The sequence below is a fragment of the Runella defluvii genome (assembly GCF_014195535.1).
In the GTDB taxonomy this organism is placed as follows: Bacteria; Bacteroidota; Bacteroidia; order Cytophagales; family Spirosomataceae; genus Runella; species Runella defluvii.
Genome location: NZ_JACIBY010000007.1, coordinates 26,370 through 48,448 on the forward strand (window position 1 = coordinate 26,370; position 22,079 = coordinate 48,448).

Genomic DNA, 22,079 nt, shown 5'->3' on the forward strand with positions numbered 1-22,079 from the left:
GGAATTTATAGAAATTATTCGCTTTCGTTGTCTGAGATAATACCTTCTTTTTCGGCTTGCGCTTTATAATCGTGAAGCTGAACAGGTTTGCTTCCCTTCCGCATTTGAATATTGAGTACTTCCACTAGCAAGGAGAATGCAATGGCAAAGTATAAATAACCTTTTGGAACTGAACCCACGTGCGAACCAAAGACAGATACGTTGGCAAGGTGCGCTCCTTCGGCAATGAGCATAAATCCAATGGCAATCAAGAAGGCCAAACCGAGCATTTGCACCGACGGGTGGCGGTTGACAAAATCGCCAACAGGGCCTGAGAATGCCATCATAATAATGACCGAAAGCACTACCGAAATAATCATTACTGTGACGTTTTGGGTAAGACCAATGGCCGTCAAAATGGAGTCAATCGAAAAAACGACGTTGATAAGTGCAATTTGCATGACCACATTTGTCAACTTGCTTGCGGCACTTCCTTTTGGTTTTTGAACTTCTTCTTCCGCACCTTCTAATTTATGGTGAATCTCTGAGGTACTTTTGTACAACAAAAACAATCCTCCGACTACTAAAATGACACTTTGACCAGAAAAGGCCGCATGAAACCAGCCTGCGTCAATGTGCGTAAAGGGTTTTGATAGAGAAATAATAAATGAAATTCCAAATAACAGCGTTACGCGAAAAATCATGGCCAACAACAAACCAATGTTACGTGCTTTGGGCTGGTCTTTGCGGGCAAGTTTGTTGGCAGCAATTGAAATAAAAATGATGTTGTCGATCCCCAAAACAATTTCTAGGAATGTAAGGGTTAACAAACTAACGATGGCCTCTGCAGTAAATAGTGAATCCATTTTGATAAATGAGTGAGTAAATAAGTTGTTTAGTTAAGAAAGTTCAAAATTGAAGGGCTATTCGGTTTCAATAAGCTAATTTTACACGAAAAAACCAAACCCTCCATGAGTGGTAAAAAAATAACCTCAAAACTTCCCAACGTTGGTACAACGATATTTACGGTAATGTCTGCTTTGGCGGCAGAACACAAAGCCATTAACCTTTCGCAAGGTTTTCCTGATTTTGACATGCCCGATGATCTGGTCAATCTTACGTGCGAAGCACTGCAAAATGGCTATAATCAATATTCGCCCATGGCGGGTTGGATGCCATTGCGGGAGAGTATCGCTGCCAAAGTTCATGATTTGTACGGGGTTGAAATCAATCCTGATTCCGAAATTACCATTACCCCTGGTGGAACATACGGGATTTATACGGCTTTTACCACCGTGTTACAGCCTGGCGACGAGGTAATTGTGTTTGAACCCGCCTACGATAGTTATATTCCCAATATTGAAATCAACGGTGGAGTGGCGGTTCGGATTCCGCTGGAGTTTCCGACCTATCGGATCAATTGGGAGTTGGTTCGGGCTAAAATTACGCCCCGCACCCGCATGATTGCGCTCAATACGCCTCACAATCCTACGGGCAGTATTTTGCGGGCTTCGGACATCGAACAACTGCGTCAGCTAGTGGAGGAATTTGATTTGCTCATCATGTCTGACGAGGTGTATGAACATTTGATTTACGACGAAGAACCTCATCAAAGTATTTTGAGGTACGAAGATTTACGCCAACGGGCTTTCGTTAATTTTTCGTTTGGGAAGGTTTATCATTGCACAGGCTGGAAAATGGGGTATTGTATTGCGCCACCTGCGTTTACGGCTGAGTTTCGTAAAGTACACCAGTTTAATTGCTTTAGCTGTTATACCCCCGCCCAAGTTGCTTTGGCCGAGTACCTCAAAAACAAGGAGGCTTACCGTTCAATTTCTGGTTTTTATCAAAAGAAGCGTGATTATTTTGCCGAATTGATGAAACAAACGCGTTTCAAGCCCCTCCCGAGTTACGGTAGTTATTTTCAATTGTATTATTTCGATCACCTTTCCGATTTGTCCGACAAAGACTTTTCTATTTGGCTAACCAAAGAACACGGCGTGGCTTGCATTCCTGTTTCGGCATTTTACCAAGAAGCTATCGACAACGGTGTTGTGCGTTTTTGCTTTGCAAAAAAAGAAGAAACGCTCGACAAAGCGGTGGAAAGATTGGTGAAACTGTAGTAGTGTGTCAAAATTGGGTTTCTCAAAATATCAGGCAAAAAGGGCGGGTTGTGAGCAACCCTTTGCACGATGCGCAACAAAGAAGGGGCGGGTTTTGAGAAACCCTTTGCACGATGATCGGGTTTTGAGAAACCCTCAGCACACTCGACATTACTTAATCACTCTCCGCACACCTACATATCTCTTTTTGTAATAGTCGGCATGAAGGACGTCGTAACGGATGCCGCCTTTCCAAGCTGAGTGGATGAATTTGACGTAGCCATCGCTAACGGCGACAATCATTCCGACGTGGCCAATACGGGCGCTTTTTGAGTTGCTTCCTTTGAAGAAAATTAAATCACCTGGACGTGCTTCGCCAAGGGCGATTTCGACGCCGTGGGAGATTTGGGCGGCGCTAGAATGGGGAAGGAGCATCCCAAATTTAGAAAAACAGTATCGTACAAAACCTGAGCAGTCGAAGCCTTTGGGAGAACTCCCGCCTGAGCGGTAACGGTAGCTAAGGTGCTTTTTTGCAAATGACAGAATATCAGTCGTTAATGAGTTGGTTTGGGTCGAATCGACTGCTTGTTTTTGGGCAAAAGAAAAGGTCGATAAAAGGCATAATCCTAGAACAAAAATCCACTTCTTCATCAGTTAGGTACTTTTTTATAGGGTTGAACGCTTCCCCAAGTAAGTAAAGAAAGTTTTGTTAGCCAAATTTTTTGAATTAAAATTTATATCGTAATATTGCGATGAATTAGCATTTTTACACCAAATGGGAACAACAAAATCGGAGGTTTTTACCGAAGAAGAAAACCGAATTGCGGACTTGGCCAAGGCGTTTGCGCATCCTGCCAGGGTGGCTATTTTGCGACTTTTAGCCGAGAAAAAAGCCTGCGTTTGTGGCGATTTGGTGGATGAATTACCGCTTTCCCAAGCCACAGTTTCGCAACATTTGAAGGAGCTGAAACGCATCGGCATCATCAAAGGGGACATTGCTCCACCGCGCGTTTGTTACTGCATCGACGAAGTTGTTTGGAACGAAGCAATGCAGTCGTTTGGGCTGTTGTTTTCGTCGTACCTTAAAAATGATTGCTGCTAAAATTTTTTGCTTATATTTATCGTAATATTACAATTGAAACCAATGCTTACAATGACAACAGACGAATCGCTCAAAAACTTGGTGCGTGAAAAATACACTGAGGTGGCTAATCAATCAAAGGATTTCAACGCGGCTTCTTGTTGTGGCTGTGGCCCAAGTTGTGAAACGGACGGCGAATTTTTGGGAATCATGGCCGAAGATTATACGAAATTAAGCGGATACGTGGCCGATGCCGACTTGGGCTTGGGATGTGGGCTTCCTACCCAATTTGCCCAAATCAAAGAAGGCGATACGGTCATTGATTTAGGCAGTGGCGCGGGTAACGATGCCTTTGTAGCGCGGGCTGCAACGGGGAATTCGGGCAAGGTGATTGGAGTGGACTTTACGGAAGCCATGATTGCCAAAGCACGGGCCAACGCCGAAAAATTGGGCTTCAATAACGTGGAGTTTCGCCAAGGGGATATTGAAGCGATGCCTGTTAGTGATAATGTCGCTGATGTGGTTGTGAGCAATTGTGTATTGAATTTGGTGCCGAACAAAGCCAATGTGTTCAAAGAAATTTACCGTACGTTGAAGCCTGGTGGGCATTTTAGTATTTCTGACATTGTGTTGGAAGGGGAACTGCCAGCGGGGCTACAACATGCCGCTGAAATGTACGCAGGCTGTGTGTCGGGGGCGATTCAGAAATCAGACTATTTGGGATTGATTGAAAAAACGGGATTTGTCAACATCACTCTTCAGAAAGATCGTGAAATTGTACTTCCTGATTCGATTTTGGCCGAATACATTTCGAGCGAAGAAATTGAGGCGTACCGTAAAGGGAATTTGGGAATTTACAGCATTACAGTTTACGCCGATAAACCATCGCCAGCGGCGGCAGAAATCCGAATTCGTACGGCAAAACCAACTGACAAAGAATCGGTTACGGAATTGTTGCAATCGGCAGGTCTGCCAACGGCAGATTTGAGTCCTGAACTTTCCAATTTCTTACTTGCATTTGTGGATGGTCAGCTGGTTGGTACGGCAGGAGTGGAGGTAACGGGCGACTACGGACTTTTGCGTTCGGTAGCGGTGAAAGAGTCCTTTCGGAACTATAAAATTGCGCAACGTTTGGTCAATGATTTAACCAAACAAATGCGTTTGCAGTGGGTAAAAGAACTGTATTTAATCACAACAACGGCCGAAACCTATTTTGCGAAACAGGGTTTTGAAAAAGTAGAACGCACCGCTGTCCCTACTGAAATAGCACAATCACAGCAGTTTAGCGGTCTATGCCCAAGTTCGGCCACGGTGATGAAGAAGTCGGTAGAGAAACCCAAAATCAAGCTGTTGGAGTTAGAACAAGCGTCGTCGTGTTGCACGCCCAATTCGGGTTGTTGTTAGGATGTGCTTGGAACACGGATTGAATGGATTAAACGGGTTTTTGTGGATAGAATCCGTTTAATCAAAATCGGTTTGATAGACTACTTTTCCCGTGTAGGAGTTGGATACTTTGACCCAATCTACGGAACCCGTTCCTTTAAACGTAAAACGAATATCGGTTAGGTTGAAAAAGTTTTCTCGGCCTTCATACTCGCCCTGAAATACCGAAATTCCATTGACAAACACTTCGACTTGCTTGCCCCTCAATTGGAGTTTAAAGGTATTCCATTCGTTGTGGTTTATCCCAAAATTATCTAAATCTACATTTTTGCCCTGTTGGAGGTTGCCTTTCCTGAAAATCGTTTTACCTACGATCAATTTGGCATAATCGGAGCAACCCTTCATCGTAAATTCTGACTCGGCAATATTAAGGTGTTTATCAGTTAGCAAAATATCGGTATTAAAACAGCTTTCGCCGCCTTCATTTTCAGGGTTTTTCAGGCGGGCTTCTAAGGTCACACTATCAAGACGAAGACCGAAATCTTGCGTGAGTGCATACACGGAGTGGCGATAATCGTCTTCTCCTTTTATTTCGTTGGGTAATTCGCGCGGATCCAAATGAAGCACCCCATCGTTGATGTAGGTCTTAACAGTGCTGATGTTGGTCGTCCAATTCTTTTCGTACGCTACCCCAAAACCCCAAGCTGCCCATTGATTTGGATAAGAAAACACGGTATGATAGTCGGTTTTGATGTTGTGTTTATTGACCAATAAATTGAGACGATAGACCCCAGGGTAAAAATACGTTTGAGAAACTGTGTCACAAGGCTTGGCACTGCTCGTGATGTAACTGACGTAATTGTTTGCGGATACAATTCTCCCAACCCCCAAAATCAATTCTACGTCTCGAACGCGTTTAAGCGACTGTACATCGTACATAATACGAACCGATTGAGGATATTTTCCCACCGTTTTGATGACATTAAACTGCACTCCTTTGACCTCTTCGGACGAAAAAGGTTGGCTTTGCCACCAATTAAAACTCAAATAAACAAGTACCGACACGGCCAGGATTCCCAAGAAAATGGGTACGAATCTGGGGAGAGTGAATTTCGGTTTGATGACCTTAAATGTCGTGTATGGGCTGTCAGATAGCGGAATTATCTGCGTTTTACGAAGGGCGGGCAAAAACGATTCTTCGATATTGACGTAGTTGATGTGGATATTTTGGCGGTCGATTTCATTGTTTTTTTGTTGAAAGTCAGCCCAGTCGGCATAACCTAAATAGACTGCTATGACGTTGCGGAAGCGGGTTTGGATACGAACTTCTTTAGTGCCGTATTCAAAAATAAAGCGGCGTAGAAAATCTTTGCTGAATAGTTCGTTTTTGCTTTCTCCGTTGGGATGTTGGTGTAAGACTTCCTCAATATCAGCCAGCAGAGTTTCCAAAAACGCATTTTTACTTTTAAGGGCTTCAAAACTGCTGAACTCCTCAAACTCCTTTTGCCATTTGGAAGGCCATTCATTGACAATCTGTTGCAAAAATTGTTCGCGAAGCTCGTGCAAGTAAATTTTGTCTTTAAGCAACATAAACCAGTGAGTGATAGGGTAAAGGTGAATAAATATACCCTTTGCAAAATCTTTTGCAAAAATAAATCCTTGGCAAACTTGATTTTGCCAAGGATTTATTCTGTGCTGGGCTTTATTTCATGCCTTGAAACTCATCATTAATCCTCATGAAAAAAACAGCTGCTTTCCTTCTGGTTCTATTTTTTGTCGCTTTTACCGCTTTTGGACAGAGTGTTACGCTAACCCCCACCACGGATAAGCAGCTTACCTTGACTGCGGCGGGGGTAGCAGTACCCAACATTACCGGGCAACGATCGGATGGGACATCGGCAGCACCGACTGCTTTACCGAGCGGTGCCTGGATGATGAGTATCTATGGACGAGGCTATAATGGCAGTGGATATTCCACTAACGCCAGCTCGGCCATTACTTTTGGCGCCGCCCAAGACTTCACCCCCACGGCAAACGGCTCCAATATTCAATTTTATACGACCCTTTTGAATACGCTCTCCACTCAGGAAAGAATGAGGATTGACCACAATGGCAGAGTAGGGATTGGACTAATTAACCCAGCTACCACTCTGGATGTAAACAGCCCTTCAAATTTTATTGCTAAATTCAATGGAGTGGGTGCACAAACGTATATAGCCCTTCATGAAAATGGAGTCTATCGCGGCTATTTGGGTTCCTTTGCTGGTGCTGCCGAAGATGTTGATTTTGGGACGGGCAACGGTACAACAGGAAAACTGCATTTGACCATAAAAGCCATTCCTCGACTCACCATTGACACAACGGGCAATGTGGGTATTGGGACAAGTATCTTCGCAACAGGCGAAAAATTTGCAGTGAGAAATGGTACAACGCAATTTGGGATATTCCCAGGGTATTTTGATGCCATCCCAGACGCCAACTGGACTACTTTTAAAACACCCTTGAGGATTCAGAATGATTTTTCAGTGAGTGGTAGGATAACCACCAATAATGCATTAGATGTAAATGGCTTTTCAAAATTAGGCAATGATGCCCCTGCCATCAAGGTGAAGAAATTGACAGGTACTACGGGGGCAGCACAGGGAGATATAATTCCTATCAGTCACGGGCTTACGAGCACAAAAATACTGTCAATTACTGTGTTGGTTCAATTTGAGACAAATGGGCAGTATGTCCCTCATTCTTATACAAATACGAATGGGTACCAATTTGATTTTTTTTCAGATGCAACTAATATTCAGATCCGAAACCACCCCACAAACAGCGGTCAAATTTTATCAAAACCGATTAAAATCATGATTACGTATGAGCAGTAAAGAAGAGAGGGGTTATTGAACCCCTTTTATATCATCAATCAGCCATTGGTTGGCCACATTGTTGAGTGTGACGGTTGCGGCTTTTCCGCCAAACATCCATAACTCAAAAGTTGCTTTGGTAGCCGCACTGGAGATGGGCTTGATTTTAAATTGATCATCAAAATCTTGCGCCTGAACGATGGGGTCGTAGCCGCCTTCGTTGTCTTTTTCCATTTTTTGGTAAAATACGGTTAATCGTTTACGAAACGCAGGACTAAACTCGGGCCGCTTGAGCACCTGACGCCATTCAAGCATGGCGCCTTTGGTGGTGTACCATTTGTAAAAGTCCTGAACTGTTTGAGCGGCGGTTTTGGTTTGCCCATTAGAGGTGTTTGCAAAGTACCCCAAAACGAAAAATAATACAAGAATTCTGCGCATTGTTAATAAATAAAAAGATAGAGTTAAAACTTGTTTAAAATAGCAATAAGTTGCTTTTTATCAGCACTATCAGTGGTTTTGCTAAGAATGTTTTTCCAATCATTTGCCGATTTTTTTACTAATTTTTTGTCGGCGGCATCGTAGGTTTTGGTCTCTGCTGGATCTGAGTACTTAAACTCTTCGAGAACGGACTGAACCAGCGCGTTGGCATTTTTTCCTTTGGGATGTCGTTTTAGGTATTCACCTGATTTGGATAGGGCACGGTCCAACACACACACCCAATAGCCTTCACATTCGCCACCCGTTTCGAGTTGGCTTGCTTCGTAGGCGATACGTTCTTTGAGCGGGTCGGTGGCAGGGACTGTCGCTTCCAGTTTCCACAAAAGGTCTTGTTGTAAAAAATGGCCTGCGTTCCCATAGTCGCTGTAATAGACCTCTTTTTTATGGCTATCAGTCCAATATTTTAGTTCATTGGTGCCAAACGGAATGCTGCGTGCAATGCGTTGAATGGTGACCAAACGAAAGAATTCTATCTCTGCCAATTCGGTAGGAGTGAGCGTTTTATCCGTTTTGAGGGCAGTAAGCCAGCTTTCCACTTCCACGTTGGCGGCTCCACTTTCTTTGGGTTTGTTGTTATAACCATGAGCGATGCTCAAAGAGACTTCCTTCGGCGTAGGTTTATCTAATGCCACAATTTGGGAAGGGGTTACCCAACCCGTGGCTCCTTTGTCTTGGCTAATTTTTAAAAATTTACCATTGGCTGATTTTTCAAGAAGTTTGACTTTGGCTCCGATTCGATAACTGCCTGCGGTCGCCCCCGTTGAGGCAGGATTTTTGAAAGCGCTCACTTTGGGTTGTGCGACCATGTATTCTTGAGCAACGACGCTCAAGGAAAAAAGCAATACAAAAAGTATAGAAAATAGGTTTTTCATTGGATTTAAAGGATAGGGTTTGAGTCATATTAGAGGTAAACGTCTTTGTAAATCGCGTACTGAACGGGTTTAAACGTTTTGAGTTTCAAGAGTGGCTTCTTGCCAATGTTGAGCTTAGTAACTTTGTCTTTTGGCGTATTTCCTTTGGCATCTTCTCCTGCACCTTTGGAAATCTCGGTGGCACCCGTGATGAGGTTAAAGTCGTATTTTTCGTACGAACCGTCGTGCGTAGAGCTTGCCGTGTAAGTGGCACCAATCATAAACCAATCATTATCTTGGAATCTCCAACGGTAAGCATATCCCCATCGACTAGAGCTCCCTCCGTAAAAACGTACCAAAAGGGTGCCTCTTTCCACTGAAAGCCCTTCCCACGGGTCGCCAAAGACACCGCCTTCGTTGGACAGCATGATTGATTCGTTGGATTGAATCGCAAGTTTGTAACTGCCATCAGCTTGTTTGAATGCCACCAAGAGAATACGGGGTTGCTGGTCGTTGTCGGTTTCTTTCAGGTTTTTAACGGGTTTGTCGGCTTCAATAACCGCCGCGAGGTCGGGAAGGTTGTCTTTGTTGAGGTCGCCTTCGGCTTTTTCGTGAATGTGCCAACCCTTCAGCACAAACGATTCCACTTTGGTACCCGCAACGGGTAAAATGGGGTACTTATAGGATTGAAAAAATAGAGTAATTGAGAGTAAAGTAGGTAAGAACATTGTGAGTAAGTTTTGCCCAAATGTACGTAAGATTCTATTTTATTATCCATCATTTTGGGCTGTTTTTTATCGTCCCCCTTTGTTAGGAAGAACTTTCAAAAAAAACGTAATTTGCGTTGGTAAAAGAAAAATAGGAACGTATGGTTCAGCAAGTAACGATTGAGAATTTCAAATCTATCGAATCCTTAACCTTAGAGTTGGGGCGGGTAAATGTCTTTATTGGTGAAAACGGAAGCGGGAAAAGCAATATCCTTGAAGCAATTGCTATGGGTTCGGCAGCAGCGGAAAATAAATTGAGTAATGAGTTTTTAGCTTCGAGGGGAATTAGAGTGACTGAACCTCAGGCGATGCGAAGTGGATTTGAGCAGAAGAGCTTGATTAAAGACATAATTATCCAATTTCAGTTTAAAGGAGAACGTGAATACAAACATTTGATTTATAATAATAATGGTGCATTTGATAGTTGGAGGGAAAGAAATTTGGAAAGGATAGAAAGAGACTTTCAAAAATTTATAAGTGAAAGTAGGAGAGATCACATGGCAGACATTGAGGCAAAAGTAATAGCCGAAGCTAGATCTAAAGAAATCGTCACAGGCTTGAATGTAGAGGCTACCAACTTTCTCATTTATTCCCCTGAAAACTACTTTCTTCGACGTTTTGAGGACGAATCGCAAATAGCTCCTTTGGGAATTAGAGGTGAGGGTTTGTTTAAATTATTGTCTGTTATTTATGAAGAAAAACCTGAGCAGTTCCAAAAAATTCGAGAACATTTAGAGGTAATTGATTGGTTTGAAGGGTTTGAAATACCCGATGATTTACGATTCACAGAACGGCGCATTCGTATTAAAGACCGCTTTATTGAAGATGGTTTGTCGTATTTTGACCAACGAAGTTCTAACGAGGGTTTTTTATACCTACTTTTCTATTTTTCTCTATTTGTCAGCGATTATACACCCAAATTTTTTGCCATAGATAACATTGATAATGCCATGAATCCCAAATTGGCTAGTCAATTGGTAAAACAATTGTCACACTTGGCCAAGGAGCATGATAAGCAAGTGATTATGACTACGCACAATCCTGCGGTGTTAGATGGATTGGATTTGAAGGATGAAGAACAACGATTGTTTGTCATTTCGAGAAACAAACTGGGGCATACCAAAGCACTTCGAATTACGCACAAACCGACTCCTGAGGGGCTCGACCCGGTACGCTTGTCGGAACAATTTCTGCGGGGATATATCGGAGGATTACCCAAAAACTTTTAGACCATGGCGACATTTGGACTCGTGGCAGAAGGAGTGACTGACCATGTGGTATTGGAGAATATTTTGATTGGTTATTTTAATGACCCCGACCTTGTCGTACGACCGTTGCAGCCTCTACGGGATGCCACCGATACTGATACTTTATCCGAAAGTTTTGGCGGCTGGTACAACGTGTTTGAATATTGTCAATCTAGCGTTTTTAAGGAGGCTTTTGTGCAAAATGATTATTTGGTCGTGCAAATTGACACAGATTGTTCTCATCATAAACACTTCGATATTCCACCTAAAAATGGAGAAACCATCGAACAATTTATCGAACGGATTGTCGAAAAGTTTGATGGGCTCATATTGAAAAGTTTTGGCGAAGCGTTTTTTGAGATGTATCAAAAACGCATTCTTTTTGCCATATCAGTTGATGAAATTGAATGTTGGCTTTTGCCACTTTATTGTTCGGACAAAGCACGGTCTTCCGTCAATAACTGCCTTCATAAGTTAAATCAGGTATTGATGAAAAACAAAAAAGAAGCCATTAACCCTAGTCGTAAGGAACCAAGAGTTTATGAAAAACTATCGCGTGATTATTGTAAACACAAGATATTAAAAAGCCACTATGCACAGAATCCTAGTTTGAAGTATTTTGTAGAGCATTACTTAGATGAAGTACTATAAACTCAATAAGAATTTTAGAAAAATAGGAACCCCTACACACATGACGCCTCAATTTGAAGGAACCGAAAAGTACGTCGCAACACGTGAGTTGGCCGTGGCCGTGAATGCCTCGGTGAGTTTGCAAAAACCGCTGCTGCTCAAAGGAGAACCTGGCACGGGCAAAACCATGCTTGCCTATGAAGTGGCCAAAGCGTTGGGAAAACGACTCATTACGTGGCACATCAAATCAACGACACTGGCGCACCAAGGTTTGTACGAATACGATGCCGTTTCGCGACTGCGTGACTCACAGCTTGGTGATCAGCGGGTGTATGACGTGGAGAATTATATCAAAAAAGGGAAATTGTGGGAAGCCTTTGAGGCCGAAGAGCAGGTCGTGTTGTTGATTGACGAAATCGATAAAGCCGACATTGAGTTTCCCAATGACTTGTTGCAAGAACTCGACCGTATGGAGTTTTTTTGCTATGAACTCAACCGAACCGTTGCAGCAAAACATCGTCCGATTGTCATCATTACGTCCAACAACGAAAAAGAACTACCCGACGCGTTTTTGCGGCGTTGCTTTTTCCATTTCATTCGTTTTCCTGATCGGGAAACCATGCTCCAAATTGTCAATGTTCACTATCCCGACCTTGATAAAGAGTTGTTGGAACGGTCGTTAAAACTATTTTTCGCCGTTCGGGACGTGAAAGCGCTGAAAAAGAAGCCCTCTACCAGCGAATTGATTGATTGGATTAAGCTGTTACTTTGGGCGAAAGTATCCGCCGATGATCTCAAAGACCTTGAGTCAATGCCCGAGGTGCCGCCGTTTTTTGGGGCATTGCTCAAAAATGAACAAGACAACGACTTATACGCAGCCTTACGTTCCAAAGGTTTTCGGCCTTATTAAGCGCTTGTGATTATCCATTAATTCTTTACTTCGTCGCTCACAAAGATGTTTTTAGACTTTTTTTTATTGCTCAAAAAACACGCACTTCCTGTATCAGTGGGGGAGTATCTGAACCTGTTGGAAGGACTCAAGCAGCAGGTCATTCAAATGAGTGTGGAAGAGTTTTACTACTTCAGTCGGACGGTATTGATTAAGAATGAAATGCACTACGATTTGTTTGACCGACTGTTTGCGGAGTATTTCAAAAACGCCGAAACTGTTGAAGCCAAATTGTTGGAAGTGAATGTGCCGCCCGATTGGTTTGAAGACGCCCTCAAACGAGAATTGACGGAGGAAGAAAAAGAATTGATTGAAAAAATGGGAGGTTTGGAGAAACTCTTTGAGCGCTTTCAACAATTATTGCATGAGCAAAACGAACGTCATTCGGGAGGAAATACGTGGATTGGTTCGGGGGGAACTTCTCCTTTTGGCAATAATGGTTACAATCCTGAGGGTTTTCGAGTGAAAGGCCCTTCGGCAGGAAACCGAACGGCGTTGAAAGTGTGGGAGCAACGCGAGTACAAGAACTACGATGAAGACGTAGAACTCAATACCCGAAACATGAAAATGGCCCTTCGGCGTTTACGAATCCTGACGCGGGAAGGAGCCGACGAAGAACTTGACATGAACGCTACCATCGAAGGTACAAGCCGAAATGGTGGGATTTTGGATATTCATCTGCACCCGTCGCGAAAAAATAACGTAAAGGTGCTGTTGCTACTCGACGTCGGAGGTTCGATGGACGACCACATTGATTTGTGTTCGCAGTTGTTTTCGGCGGCCAAATACCAGTTTAAGCACATCGAATACTTTTATTTCCACAATTGTATTTACGAAACCCTTTGGCGGGATAACAGTCGGCGGTCGAGCCGAGTACCGACGCTGGAGGTTTTACATAAGTATAACAAAGACTACAAAGTAATTTTTGTGGGTGATGCTTCCATGGCTTCCTACGAAATCACTCATCCCAAAGGAAGTGTGGAACATTACAACGAAGAAGCGGGTATGACGTGGTTGAATCGTTTTAAAGAACAATACCCTCATTTCGTATGGTTAAATCCAATCGCGGTAGCAGACTACTGGAAATATACCCATAGTATCAGTATTATTCGAGAATGGTCCGAAAATCGGATGTTTCCACTGACCCTAAATGGATTGACTCAAGCCATGAAATGTTTGAAAAATCCTAAAATTAAATTTGAAACGAGCGTTTGAGTCCAACTATTTTAAAACACATAGGGCACAGATAGGATAAACACATAGTAAAACATATTCATCTGCGGTCATCTGCGACTTTAAATCCGCGCAAATCTGCGGGGAAAGTTTAAAGGTAACGCAGCAAAGTTTAACTCCAAATATGCATTTATTTTTCCAGCCTGATTTCTCTTCAATTTCTGCCCTCACCGACGATGAGGCTTTCCACGCCGCCAAAGTGTTACGCCTGCGCGAAGGAGAAACCGTTCAAGTAACCGACGGCCAAGGAAGTTGGTACGACGCCCAAGTGCGTCAGAGTACGCCCAAGCGGTGTGATTTACAAATTCTAAAACAAACCACTTACGAGCCACGCCCGTATTCCATCGAAATCGCTTTGGCCCCCACCAAAAATATCGACCGCATTGAATGGTTTGTCGAAAAAGCGACGGAAATGGGAATGGATAAAATCTCGTTTTTCTATACCAAACACTCAGAACGACGTACGATTAAACTAGACCGCTTGCAAAAAATAGCCGTTTCGGCCATGAAGCAGTCGTTGCAAGCGTACTTGCCTCAGTTAGAAGAAGTGGGTGATTTTGAAAAATGGTTGCCCAAAGCGTCGGAAGCAACGGCGCAAAAATTTATTGCCCATTTACCCGACGATGTGCTTCCGCCGCATTTGTTGAAAAGTGCTCTTCCAAAACAAAATTACCTTGTGTTAATTGGCCCTGAGGGGGATTTTACGACCAAAGAAATCGAATTGACGCAACAACTTGGGTTTCAAATGGCCGTGTTGGGCAATACCCGCTTGCGGACGGAAACGGCAGCGTTGGTGGCGTGTCAGACTTTGCATCTCGTAAACATACCATAAAGCTGCACGGTTTAGGTCGTGTTTGCTACGGTTTACTTACTTAATATCCCGATTCACTGTGACATTTTTTTTAATGGTGGCTACTTTCCTGAATTTTGGAATGTTGATTTTAACCCTTAAAAATGCTACATCCATTATGTCACAGGCATCGTACTTTTCGCTCCCTCCGTTAAAAGAAAGCCGTTTATCGCATATATTTGTGCATGTGGGCGGTATTCCTAGACCTATCGATAAATTCCAAATCGTCTATATGCAGTCGGAGGTGAACTATACCCGACTTTTCTTAAAAAATGGGAAGTCTTATTTGGAGTCAAAAACTTTGAAGCATTTCAACGAAGTTATGGGAAACGTTGATTTTGTACGTATTCATAAGTCGTACCTCGTCAATGCCAAACATATTGTAACGATGACTCCTGACAATGTGCTGTTGCTCAACGGCGAAGAATTGCCCATTTCGCGGCGGAAACGTAGGGCCTTAAAAAAAGATAATGCACTGACAAAATTTTGGGGAAATTAGTAAACCATACAAATCATGAATCAAAAACCATCTTCGGCATTTATTGGCGCTTCTTGGGTCGCACTGGGCGCAGGCATGGCAGGCTACATTATTGGGCTTTGGAGGGCCGAACTCCCACTTAATGAAAAAGGATATTATTTTACGGTTTTGATGTACGGGTTATTCGCCGTTGTGTCAGTACAAAAAAGCGTGCGCGACCGCTTGGAGGGTATTCCAGTGACGGATGTGTATTACGGAATCAGTTGGTTTTCAACTATTTTGTCCATTTCTCTTTTGGCGATAGGGCTTTGGAATGCCACCATGCTTCCAAGCGAAAAAGGATTTTATGCTTTTGCGTTTCTGTTGGCACTATTTGGGGCGATTGCTGTTCAAAAAAATACCAGAGATAGCCAAGACAGTCCTTCTTCTAAAACTGGTACTAAATTTGATAAGGATTCGTTGTAATTGGTGTACAAACTTGCGTGATTGAATCGTTTACGTTAAGTTCGTGCAACGGTTCATTCATCAAGACACCCCCATTATGCGCCTCCTTCAAAAGCTGTTTCTATCCCTGTTGCTTAGTGCCTTTATATTGACCACTGCTTCGGCCCAATATTCTTATAAAATCGCAAAACTCAAGTACGGTGGTGGGGGCGACTGGTACGCCAACAAAACATCAGTACCCAATCTCATTAAGTTCTGCAATCAGAACTTACGCATGAATATTTTCCCCGAGGAAGACATTGTGGAGCCTGGAAGCCCCGATTTATTTTCATATCCTTTTGTTCACTTGACAGGCCACGGCAACGTCCTTTTTTCTGATTCGGAAGCCCGAAATCTTCGTAAATACCTGATTGCAGGAGGTTTTCTTCATCTTGACGATAACTACGGATTGGATAAATTTATTCGCCGAGAAATGAAAAAGGTATTCCCCGAACTGGAGTTTGTCGAAGTGCCTTTTAATCACCCCGTTTACCACCAAAAATTTAACTTCACTAATGGGCTTCCCAAAGTTCACGAGCACGACTCTAAACCCCCTCAAGGTTTTGGGCTGTTTTGGCAAGGACGTTTGGTCTGTTATTATAGCTACGAATGCGACCTAGGCAACGGCTGGGAAGACCAAAGTGTCTATAACGACCCCGAAGAACTCCGCCTCCAAGCCTTGCGTATGGGAGCGAATTTGGTTCAGTACGCACTTACTGTTAACCAGTAAGCGGAAATTCGCTCGAAAAGGTTGTTTGTCAGCAAAGCTTTTCTTAGTTTTGTACAAGTTTATAATAAGTTTAAATAATCCATTTGCTTCATGTACGCAGTTTTGGTTGCCTTTTTTGGACATTGGTATCTTTCATTGTTTTGCCAAACATTCTTTTTGCACCGTTACTCTGCCCATAAGATGTTCACTATGAACAAGTTTTGGGAGAAGTTTTTCTACGCTTTGACCTACATTTCGCAAGGGTCATCGTATTTGAGTCCACGTGCTTACGCCATTTTACACCGTATGCACCACGCGTTTAGCGACACAGAAAAAGACCCACATTCGCCGCATCATACCGAAAACGTGTTTACGATGATGTGGAAAACCAAAGATATTTACAATGCCGTTGTGCAGCGTAAAATGAAAGTAGAAGCTCGTTTTGACCGTGATTATCCATATTGGGAAAAACTCGAAAAATTGGGTGACTCATGGATTTCGCGCGTTGGTTGGGGGGTATCGTACTCGGTTTTCTATATTTTTGCGTTTATCTATTTGGATATGCACTGGGCGTTTTTCTTGTTGTTGCCTATCCACTTTTTGATGGGGCCTGTTCACGGGGCTATCGTCAACTGGAGTGGTCACAAGTATGGTTACCAAAACTTTGACAACCGCGATGAGTCAAAAAATTCGTTGATTTTTGATTTGTTGATGATGGGCGAATTGTTCCAAAACAACCACCACAAATTGCCAAACCGTGCCAACTTTGGTACTAAATGGTTTGAATTTGACCCAACTTATCCAGTTATTAAACTCTTGAGTTGGACTAAAATCATCAAACTTCGTGAATCAAAAGTAGGTGTTGAGGTACCAGCACCAGCGCACGAAAGAGAGGCATAAGAAGCAAAAGATATTTCCAATAAAAAAGCGGGTTAGTGTCAACTAGCCCGCTTTTTTATTGGAGAAAATTTTCAAAGCAATAACCCTACAAGAGACGTTTTAAAATTTCTTCCCAGTTCATGACACGCTCAAATTCCGTTTCCTTGAGATTATGAGGTGCGTTGAAGAGTAATCCTTTTCCTTTGAATGTCTTCAGGTTTCGGGGCATATCGTCGATGAGGTAATCGCCGTTTAGGATACTTTTATCGCCACAAAAAACGATGTTTGACCAAGAAATAAACCCAAAATGACGGTGAAGCCAATCGTACTTTTCGCGAAAGGAGTTGGGAAATTCCATCGCTGCTGTTGCGACAAAAATTTCGTATTTTTTGCTCAATTCCAACACGGCTTCTTGGGCATTCGGAATGAGTGGAATGTCCGAAAAAAAGCCAGGTTCGTGGAGGATTTTGTAAAGTCGCTTTTGATCGGCTTGCGATAGGGTTTCGTAAAAAGAGTCTTGGTGAAGTTCTGCTGAAGTTAATTGGGTGTCAAATTCACGAAGAACGATGTCTGCAAGTTTACCATGGGTATCGGCCAATACGTCGTCTTGGTCTAAAATGAGGCGTGGTTTGGTCATGTGTTTAAATAAAGGCGATTATAAAAAGTCAACTCCGATTTCACCAGAAAAATTCAGAGAATTAGAAGATTAATTAATCGAGCTGGTCATTGAATAAGGGTAAAAGCAGGGGTAATTTGTTGAAAATGAGAGAAAGAAAAAGGGTAAAGAATGCTTCAAAAAACATCCTTTACCCTTTAGCAGTTCGACATTTTGCATTCGACAATCGATATTCCCGTTTATCCTTTCGGCTTCAAAAACACAAAAGGTATAATCATTTCTTCGATAGAGACACCTCCGTGTTGAAACGTATCACGGTACATATTTACGTATTGATTGAAGTTGTTGGGGTAGGCAAAAAAGTAATCGCCAAGGGTGAAAACGTAGGCAGTTGATACGTTCAGTTTCGGTAAAAACAATCGCTCAGGACGGCGGCATACGTAAAGGTGGTTGTCGTCAAAACCAAGGTTTTTGCCCTGTTTGTAGCGCAAATTGGTGTTAGTTTCGCGGTAGCCGACGATTTTTACTGGTTTCTTCACACGCGTCATGCCATGATCGGTAGTAATGATAATGCGCCCTTTTTTCTCCGCAATTTTCTGAATCAAATCCATAATGGGCGAATGCTGAAACCAAGACTTGGTAATGGAGCGATAGGCAGCTTCGTCAGGTGCTAATTCTTTGATCATCATCATGTCGGTTCGGGCGTGCGAAAGCATGTCCACGAAGTTATAGACGATGACGTTCAAGTGGTTTTTCCAGAGATTAGGCAAGTTATCAACGAGGTTTTTACCTTGGTTCTGGTTGATGATTTTGTTGTACGAAAACCGTACTTGCATACGATTACGTTCAAATTGCTTCCGCAACAAATCTTCTTCGTGCTTATTTAACCCTTCTTCGCCTTCGGGAGTGTTTTCATCGTTTACCCACCAATTTGGGTATTGTTTTTCGATTTCACTCGGCATCAATCCCGCAAAAATGGAGTTACGTGAAAAACCCGTCGTCGTAGGGAGTATTGAATAATAAGAGCCTTCTTCTTCAATCGTAAAGTATTCATTCAGAAGAGGTTCTACTACTTTCCATTGGTCAAAACGGAAGTTGTCGATGAGAATAAAAAAGAGCGGCTCGCTGGGTTTCATCAACGGAAATACTTTCCGCTTCATTAACTGGTGCGACAGAATGGGTTTGTCGGAATGAGGGTCGTTGAGCCAGTCTTCGTAATTGTCAATGATAAACTTGCAAAAGTTGTTGTTTGCTTCTTCTTTTTGGGTGTAAAACACCTCTTCCATGCTTTTGTCTTTGCTCTGCTCAAGTTCTAACTCCCAGTATATGAGCTTTTTGTAAAGTTCTACCCACTCAGAGTGGCCGATGCGGTCTTGGTATTGCATGGCCAGCTGGCGGAACTCTTGCATGTAATTGTGGTTTGTTTTTTCACTAACCAAGCGCTTGTTGTCCAAAATCTTTTTGACCGACAATAAAATCTGATTGGGATTCAGCGGCTTGATGAGGTAGTCGGCAATTTTAGAACCAATGGCTTCCTCCATGATGCGCTCTTCCTCGCTTTTGGTAATCATAACCACGGGAAGGTTTGGGCGACTTTGCTTAATTTGAGCTAAGGTTTCAAGCCCCGTGAGCCCAGGCATATTTTCGTCCAAAAAAACGACATCAAAACGTTCTTGCTCTACTTTTTCGAGGGCGTCTGCGCCGCTATTGACTGGAGTAATGGTGTAACCTTTGCCCGTTAAGAATAAAATATGGGGTTTAAGTAAGTCTATTTCATCGTCTGCCCAGAGGATATTTGCCATAGTGAATTGTGTTGAATTGATACAAAGGAGTTGGTGAGTACAAGAGTTCTTGAAACTTGACTTTTCTAACGTGCGAAGGTGCGAATAATTGTAGAGAAGTGACAATTATCAGCCAAGATAAATGCGTTTTATCATATTTTTTAGTGGGTTGAATAAAGAAATTTGACCTGTTCACCAACTAATTCTCCCTAAAAATGAAAACGATACTTGTCCCCACCGACCTGAGCGATGTCTCTGAATATGCCCTTGAGGTAGCCGTAGAAATTGCAAAAAAACAAGGAGCAACGGTGTCGCTGTTGAAGAAAATTGTTTTTCCAACGCTCGAATACACCATGATAGACAACGAATTTTATGAGTCGAAAGATGAATTTTATAAGTACTTAACGCAAGACTCGAAAGAGCGCCTTAAAGACATGGTGGACAAGCCAAAGTACGACAATGTAAAGTTTCGATTTAAAATCATGCGAGATACGGATACGCTGGCGTCGATTGTAACGCAGCAAAACGTTGACCTTATTGTGATGGGTTCTACGGGGGCAACGGGCTGGAAAGAGTGGACAAAAGGCTCTAATGCAGAGCAGGTTGTGCGTTATTCTCGCTGCCCAGTGTTGGTGGTAAAAGCACCCGTTGCTGCGTTTAAGCGCGTTGTAGTAGCCATTGATTTTGAAAATATTGGATTTATTAAAACGTCATTGGCCTTGTTGGATACCGCGCAAATTGAACCATACTTTGTGTATGTTGATAACGGAATGGCAAAATTTGACGGGCCGCAATTAAAAAATGAAATGGGAAAACTTGCGCTTGAGTTGGGCTTGACAAATTACGAGTTTACCATTTTTAATGATGATACGATTGAGCAAGGAATTTTGGATTATGCCAAGGAAGTAGAAGCGGATATTATTGTGATGTACACGCACGGGCGCAAGGGTTTGGATCACTTTATCAATGGAAGTATCGCCGAAGACGTTGTTAATCATGCAGATATTCCAGTATTAGTGAGTCATTAACAACCGTCAGACGATAGTCAGACGGTATGTTGACTAAATGCCGCATTGTCAGACGATAGTCAGACGATGATTAGACGTAATACTGTTTGACTATCGTCTGACAGTGACGTACAAAATCAGAAAAGAATGGTGCGCGGGGCGTGCCATTCTTTTTTTATGCGTAATTTTGCCCCGCAAAATAGCGTATCTAGTAACTTCAAACTCGTGCATTTGCACGCATTTTCATGCAAAACCACTCGGATGTATCGCGTCAAATTGCGGCGCACTTACTCAATATCGAGGCCATTCGTCTTCGTCCCGACCAACCTTTTAAATGGAGCTCGGGCTGGAATTCACCCATTTATTGTGATAATCGCCTTTCACTTTCGTACCCCGAAGTACGAACTTACATCAAAAATGCCCTTGCAGATGCCATTCGCGTTGCTTTTCCAGCAGCCGAACTGATTGCAGGCGTTGCTACAGCGGGTATTGCTCAAGGAGCGCTTGTTGCGGATGTCCTGCACATGCCTTATGCCTATGTACGTCCTGAACCCAAAAAACACGGCATGGGCAATCAAATCGAAGGGCGTATTTTGCCAGGCCAAAAAGTAGTGGTTTTGGAAGATTTGATTTCGACGGGCGGTAGTTCGTTGAAAGTAGTGGATGTTTTGCGTGAAGCAGGTGCGGAAGTCTTGGGAATGGCAGCCATTTTTACCTACGGTTTTGCGTTAGCCGATGAAAACTTTAGCCAAAAAGGAGTAGAGTTAATGTGTTTAAGCAATTACGATAGCTTATTACAAGAGGCTTTAAAATTGGATTATGTGACTGAGGGCCAGTTAGAAACGTTGGCGCAGTGGCGTAAAGACCCAGGAAGCTGGGGCGTATAACAAATTTGTCTCGCCTCGGCATTTTGTCGGGGCGTTTTTAATTCTTCTCGCATGAGCTCTGTTAATATCCCATCTATATTTTCTCCATTTAATCACCTAATTGCGGCCGAAAGTACCCGCCTTGGCGGAGTAAGTAGCCCACCGTTTTCGTCGTTAAATTTGGGAATTAATACCCAAGATTCTTTTGAAAATGTTCAAGCCAATCGGGCTATTTTTTTTCAACAATTAGGTATTGAAGAAACTCAGTTTGCGTCGTCATTTCAAGTGCACGGTGCCGAAGTGCAAATTGTCGAAAAAGGTGGCCGCGCTGAAGGGTACGACGCGCTCGTGACCAATCAACCAAATGTGTTTGTGGGGGTGACGGTGGCAGATTGTACCCCGATTTTGATTTTTGACTCAAAACAGTTGGCCGTAGGAGCCATTCATGCAGGTTGGCGCGGAACGGTCGCCGAGATTGTTCGCAAAACCTTGACAACCATGGCCGAAACTTACGGGACGCAAGCCAAAGATTGTTTCGCCTACGTGGGAACCTGCATCGACGAGTGTTCGTTTGAAGTAGGAGAGGAGGTAGCTGACCAATTTGAGGCCGAATTCAAACGCTTTGATACAGGGCTTAACAAATACTTCGTCGATTTAAAACGTGCCAATGCTGCTCAATTAGTAGCTTTTGGTATTCCAAAAAATCAAATAGAGATTTCCTCATTTTCAACCATCACGCACAACGAGACCTTTTTCTCTTATCGACTAGAAAAAGGGCAAACAGGCCGAATGTTGGCCGTTATTGGGCGAAAAGAGTAAACTAGAGAATTATTCT

The 22,079-nt window shown here is 42.9% G+C and carries 24 protein-coding genes; 16 read left to right on the plus strand and 8 right to left on the minus strand.

Annotated features, from left to right (window positions below; genetic code table 11):
- Window positions 1-14: 14 nt before the first annotated feature.
- On the minus strand, window positions 15-845 hold the full coding sequence (locus tag FHS57_RS17100) for a TerC family protein (protein ID WP_183975804.1): 831 nt from the start codon (window positions 843-845) through the stop codon (window positions 15-17).
- Between the two features lie 105 nt (window positions 846-950).
- Between FHS57_RS17100 and FHS57_RS17105 the strand changes: the two genes are divergently transcribed.
- On the plus strand, window positions 951-2,102 hold the full coding sequence (locus tag FHS57_RS17105) for a methionine aminotransferase (protein WP_183975806.1): 1,152 nt from the start codon (window positions 951-953) through the stop codon (window positions 2,100-2,102).
- A gap of 150 nt (window positions 2,103-2,252) precedes the next feature.
- Here the strand turns inward: FHS57_RS17105 and FHS57_RS17110 are convergent, their stop codons facing one another.
- A complete protein-coding gene (locus tag FHS57_RS17110; RefSeq protein WP_183975808.1) occupies window positions 2,253-2,732 on the minus strand; it encodes a C40 family peptidase in 480 nt (159 codons plus the stop codon).
- Window positions 2,733-2,856: 124 nt separating this feature from the next.
- Here FHS57_RS17110 and FHS57_RS17115 point away from each other — a divergent pair, with 124 nt between their 5' ends.
- A complete protein-coding gene (locus tag FHS57_RS17115) occupies window positions 2,857-3,183 on the plus strand; it encodes an ArsR/SmtB family transcription factor (protein WP_183975811.1) in 327 nt (108 codons plus the stop codon).
- A gap of 51 nt (window positions 3,184-3,234) precedes the next feature.
- Window positions 3,235-4,566 (plus strand): arsenic resistance N-acetyltransferase ArsN2, encoded by a 1,332-nt coding sequence (arsN2, locus tag FHS57_RS32090; protein WP_183975813.1) that lies wholly within the window; start codon window positions 3,235-3,237, stop codon window positions 4,564-4,566.
- A gap of 57 nt (window positions 4,567-4,623) precedes the next feature.
- On the opposite strand, the gene FHS57_RS17125 is transcribed toward arsN2, so the two are convergent.
- Window positions 4,624-6,135 (minus strand): hypothetical protein, encoded by a 1,512-nt coding sequence (locus FHS57_RS17125; protein ID WP_183975814.1) that lies wholly within the window; start codon window positions 6,133-6,135, stop codon window positions 4,624-4,626.
- Window positions 6,136-6,281: 146 nt separating this feature from the next.
- Between FHS57_RS17125 and FHS57_RS17130 the strand changes: the two genes are divergently transcribed.
- A complete protein-coding gene (locus tag FHS57_RS17130) occupies window positions 6,282-7,421 on the plus strand; it encodes a hypothetical protein (protein WP_183975816.1) in 1,140 nt (379 codons plus the stop codon).
- Between the two features lie 12 nt (window positions 7,422-7,433).
- Here the strand turns inward: FHS57_RS17130 and FHS57_RS17135 are convergent, their stop codons facing one another.
- Genes FHS57_RS17135 through FHS57_RS17145 form a run of 3 tightly spaced genes read right to left on the minus strand, consistent with a single transcriptional unit; the run spans window position 7,434 to window position 9,477 of the window.
- A complete protein-coding gene (locus FHS57_RS17135; RefSeq protein ID WP_183975818.1) occupies window positions 7,434-7,838 on the minus strand; it encodes a YqhG/Tai3 family protein in 405 nt (134 codons plus the stop codon).
- Window positions 7,839-7,861: 23 nt separating this feature from the next.
- Window positions 7,862-8,770 (minus strand): hypothetical protein, encoded by a 909-nt coding sequence (locus FHS57_RS17140; RefSeq protein ID WP_183975820.1) that lies wholly within the window; start codon window positions 8,768-8,770, stop codon window positions 7,862-7,864.
- A 29-nt stretch (window positions 8,771-8,799) separates the two neighbouring features.
- Window positions 8,800-9,477, minus strand: a complete 678-nt coding sequence (locus FHS57_RS17145; protein ID WP_183975822.1) for a hypothetical protein — start codon at window positions 9,475-9,477, stop codon at window positions 8,800-8,802.
- Between the two features lie 140 nt (window positions 9,478-9,617).
- On the opposite strand from FHS57_RS17145, the gene FHS57_RS17150 reads away from it, so the two are divergent.
- The 9 genes from FHS57_RS17150 to FHS57_RS17190 all read left to right on the plus strand — a co-directional run bounded on the left by FHS57_RS17150 (window position 9,618) and on the right by FHS57_RS17190 (window position 16,995).
- Complete coding sequence (locus FHS57_RS17150; protein WP_183975824.1) at window positions 9,618-10,745, plus strand: AAA family ATPase; 1,128 nt, start codon at window positions 9,618-9,620, stop codon at window positions 10,743-10,745.
- A gap of 3 nt (window positions 10,746-10,748) precedes the next feature.
- Entirely contained in the window at window positions 10,749-11,414 is a 666-nt protein-coding gene (locus FHS57_RS17155; RefSeq protein ID WP_183975827.1) for a phage tail protein, read from the plus strand.
- Between the two features lie 40 nt (window positions 11,415-11,454).
- Window positions 11,455-12,303, plus strand: coding sequence for an AAA family ATPase (locus FHS57_RS17160; RefSeq protein ID WP_183975828.1), 849 nt, complete (start codon window positions 11,455-11,457; stop codon window positions 12,301-12,303).
- Window positions 12,304-12,348: 45 nt separating this feature from the next.
- Window positions 12,349-13,557, plus strand: a complete 1,209-nt coding sequence (locus FHS57_RS17165) for a vWA domain-containing protein (RefSeq protein WP_183975829.1) — start codon at window positions 12,349-12,351, stop codon at window positions 13,555-13,557.
- A 142-nt stretch (window positions 13,558-13,699) separates the two neighbouring features.
- Window positions 13,700-14,407, plus strand: coding sequence for a 16S rRNA (uracil(1498)-N(3))-methyltransferase (locus FHS57_RS17170; RefSeq protein WP_183975830.1), 708 nt, complete (start codon window positions 13,700-13,702; stop codon window positions 14,405-14,407).
- A gap of 58 nt (window positions 14,408-14,465) precedes the next feature.
- Window positions 14,466-14,924 (plus strand): LytR/AlgR family response regulator transcription factor, encoded by a 459-nt coding sequence (locus FHS57_RS32095; RefSeq protein ID WP_183975831.1) that lies wholly within the window; start codon window positions 14,466-14,468, stop codon window positions 14,922-14,924.
- Window positions 14,925-14,939: 15 nt separating this feature from the next.
- Window positions 14,940-15,368, plus strand: coding sequence for an inner membrane protein YiaA (yiaA, locus tag FHS57_RS17180; protein ID WP_122929858.1), 429 nt, complete (start codon window positions 14,940-14,942; stop codon window positions 15,366-15,368).
- Between the two features lie 76 nt (window positions 15,369-15,444).
- Entirely contained in the window at window positions 15,445-16,116 is a 672-nt protein-coding gene (locus FHS57_RS17185) for a DUF4159 domain-containing protein (protein WP_028524808.1), read from the plus strand.
- Between the two features lie 90 nt (window positions 16,117-16,206).
- Window positions 16,207-16,995, plus strand: a complete 789-nt coding sequence (locus FHS57_RS17190) for an acyl-CoA desaturase (protein ID WP_183975832.1) — start codon at window positions 16,207-16,209, stop codon at window positions 16,993-16,995.
- Window positions 16,996-17,080: 85 nt separating this feature from the next.
- On the opposite strand, the gene FHS57_RS17195 is transcribed toward FHS57_RS17190, so the two are convergent.
- Window positions 17,081-17,611, minus strand: coding sequence for a 5' nucleotidase, NT5C type (locus tag FHS57_RS17195; RefSeq protein ID WP_183975833.1), 531 nt, complete (start codon window positions 17,609-17,611; stop codon window positions 17,081-17,083).
- A gap of 218 nt (window positions 17,612-17,829) precedes the next feature.
- Entirely contained in the window at window positions 17,830-19,392 is a 1,563-nt protein-coding gene (gene porX / locus FHS57_RS17200) for a T9SS response regulator signal transducer PorX (RefSeq protein ID WP_183975834.1), read from the minus strand.
- A gap of 194 nt (window positions 19,393-19,586) precedes the next feature.
- Between porX and FHS57_RS17205 the strand changes: the two genes are divergently transcribed.
- The 3 genes from FHS57_RS17205 (at window position 19,587) to pgeF (ending at window position 22,063) form a co-directional block, all read left to right on the plus strand.
- Entirely contained in the window at window positions 19,587-20,399 is an 813-nt protein-coding gene (locus FHS57_RS17205; protein ID WP_183975836.1) for a universal stress protein, read from the plus strand.
- Between the two features lie 224 nt (window positions 20,400-20,623).
- A complete protein-coding gene (gene pyrE / locus FHS57_RS17210; protein ID WP_037300879.1) occupies window positions 20,624-21,265 on the plus strand; it encodes an orotate phosphoribosyltransferase in 642 nt (213 codons plus the stop codon).
- A 51-nt stretch (window positions 21,266-21,316) separates the two neighbouring features.
- The gene (pgeF, locus tag FHS57_RS17215) at window positions 21,317-22,063 is read left to right on the plus strand and encodes a peptidoglycan editing factor PgeF (RefSeq protein WP_183975838.1); all 747 of its coding nucleotides are present in this window, start codon (window positions 21,317-21,319) and stop codon (window positions 22,061-22,063) included.
- Window positions 22,064-22,079: the final 16 nt, after the last annotated feature.

Coding starts and splice junctions, on each gene's coding strand:
- FHS57_RS17100 (WP_183975804.1), bottom strand. CDS start 845: ATGGATTCACTATTTACTGCAGAGGCCATCGTTAGTTTGTTAACCCTT.
- FHS57_RS17160 (WP_183975828.1), top strand. CDS start 11,455: ATGACGCCTCAATTTGAAGGAACCGAAAAGTACGTCGCAACACGTGAG.
- FHS57_RS17125 (WP_183975814.1), bottom strand. CDS start 6,135: ATGTTGCTTAAAGACAAAATTTACTTGCACGAGCTTCGCGAACAATTT.
- FHS57_RS17190 (WP_183975832.1), top strand. CDS start 16,207: ATGTACGCAGTTTTGGTTGCCTTTTTTGGACATTGGTATCTTTCATTG.
- FHS57_RS17195 (WP_183975833.1), bottom strand. CDS start 17,611: ATGACCAAACCACGCCTCATTTTAGACCAAGACGACGTATTGGCCGAT.
- FHS57_RS17165 (WP_183975829.1), top strand. CDS start 12,349: ATGTTTTTAGACTTTTTTTTATTGCTCAAAAAACACGCACTTCCTGTA.
- porX (WP_183975834.1), bottom strand. CDS start 19,392: ATGGCAAATATCCTCTGGGCAGACGATGAAATAGACTTACTTAAACCC.
- arsN2 (WP_183975813.1), top strand. CDS start 3,235: ATGACAACAGACGAATCGCTCAAAAACTTGGTGCGTGAAAAATACACT.
- FHS57_RS17105 (WP_183975806.1), top strand. CDS start 951: ATGAGTGGTAAAAAAATAACCTCAAAACTTCCCAACGTTGGTACAACG.
- FHS57_RS17135 (WP_183975818.1), bottom strand. CDS start 7,838: ATGCGCAGAATTCTTGTATTATTTTTCGTTTTGGGGTACTTTGCAAAC.
- FHS57_RS17130 (WP_183975816.1), top strand. CDS start 6,282: ATGAAAAAAACAGCTGCTTTCCTTCTGGTTCTATTTTTTGTCGCTTTT.
- FHS57_RS17155 (WP_183975827.1), top strand. CDS start 10,749: ATGGCGACATTTGGACTCGTGGCAGAAGGAGTGACTGACCATGTGGTA.
- pgeF (WP_183975838.1), top strand. CDS start 21,317: ATGAGCTCTGTTAATATCCCATCTATATTTTCTCCATTTAATCACCTA.
- yiaA (WP_122929858.1), top strand. CDS start 14,940: ATGAATCAAAAACCATCTTCGGCATTTATTGGCGCTTCTTGGGTCGCA.
- FHS57_RS17110 (WP_183975808.1), bottom strand. CDS start 2,732: ATGAAGAAGTGGATTTTTGTTCTAGGATTATGCCTTTTATCGACCTTT.
- FHS57_RS17205 (WP_183975836.1), top strand. CDS start 19,587: ATGAAAACGATACTTGTCCCCACCGACCTGAGCGATGTCTCTGAATAT.
- FHS57_RS17170 (WP_183975830.1), top strand. CDS start 13,700: ATGCATTTATTTTTCCAGCCTGATTTCTCTTCAATTTCTGCCCTCACC.
- FHS57_RS17140 (WP_183975820.1), bottom strand. CDS start 8,770: ATGAAAAACCTATTTTCTATACTTTTTGTATTGCTTTTTTCCTTGAGC.
- FHS57_RS17185 (WP_028524808.1), top strand. CDS start 15,445: ATGCGCCTCCTTCAAAAGCTGTTTCTATCCCTGTTGCTTAGTGCCTTT.
- FHS57_RS17115 (WP_183975811.1), top strand. CDS start 2,857: ATGGGAACAACAAAATCGGAGGTTTTTACCGAAGAAGAAAACCGAATT.
- FHS57_RS17150 (WP_183975824.1), top strand. CDS start 9,618: ATGGTTCAGCAAGTAACGATTGAGAATTTCAAATCTATCGAATCCTTA.
- pyrE (WP_037300879.1), top strand. CDS start 20,624: ATGCAAAACCACTCGGATGTATCGCGTCAAATTGCGGCGCACTTACTC.
- FHS57_RS17145 (WP_183975822.1), bottom strand. CDS start 9,477: ATGTTCTTACCTACTTTACTCTCAATTACTCTATTTTTTCAATCCTAT.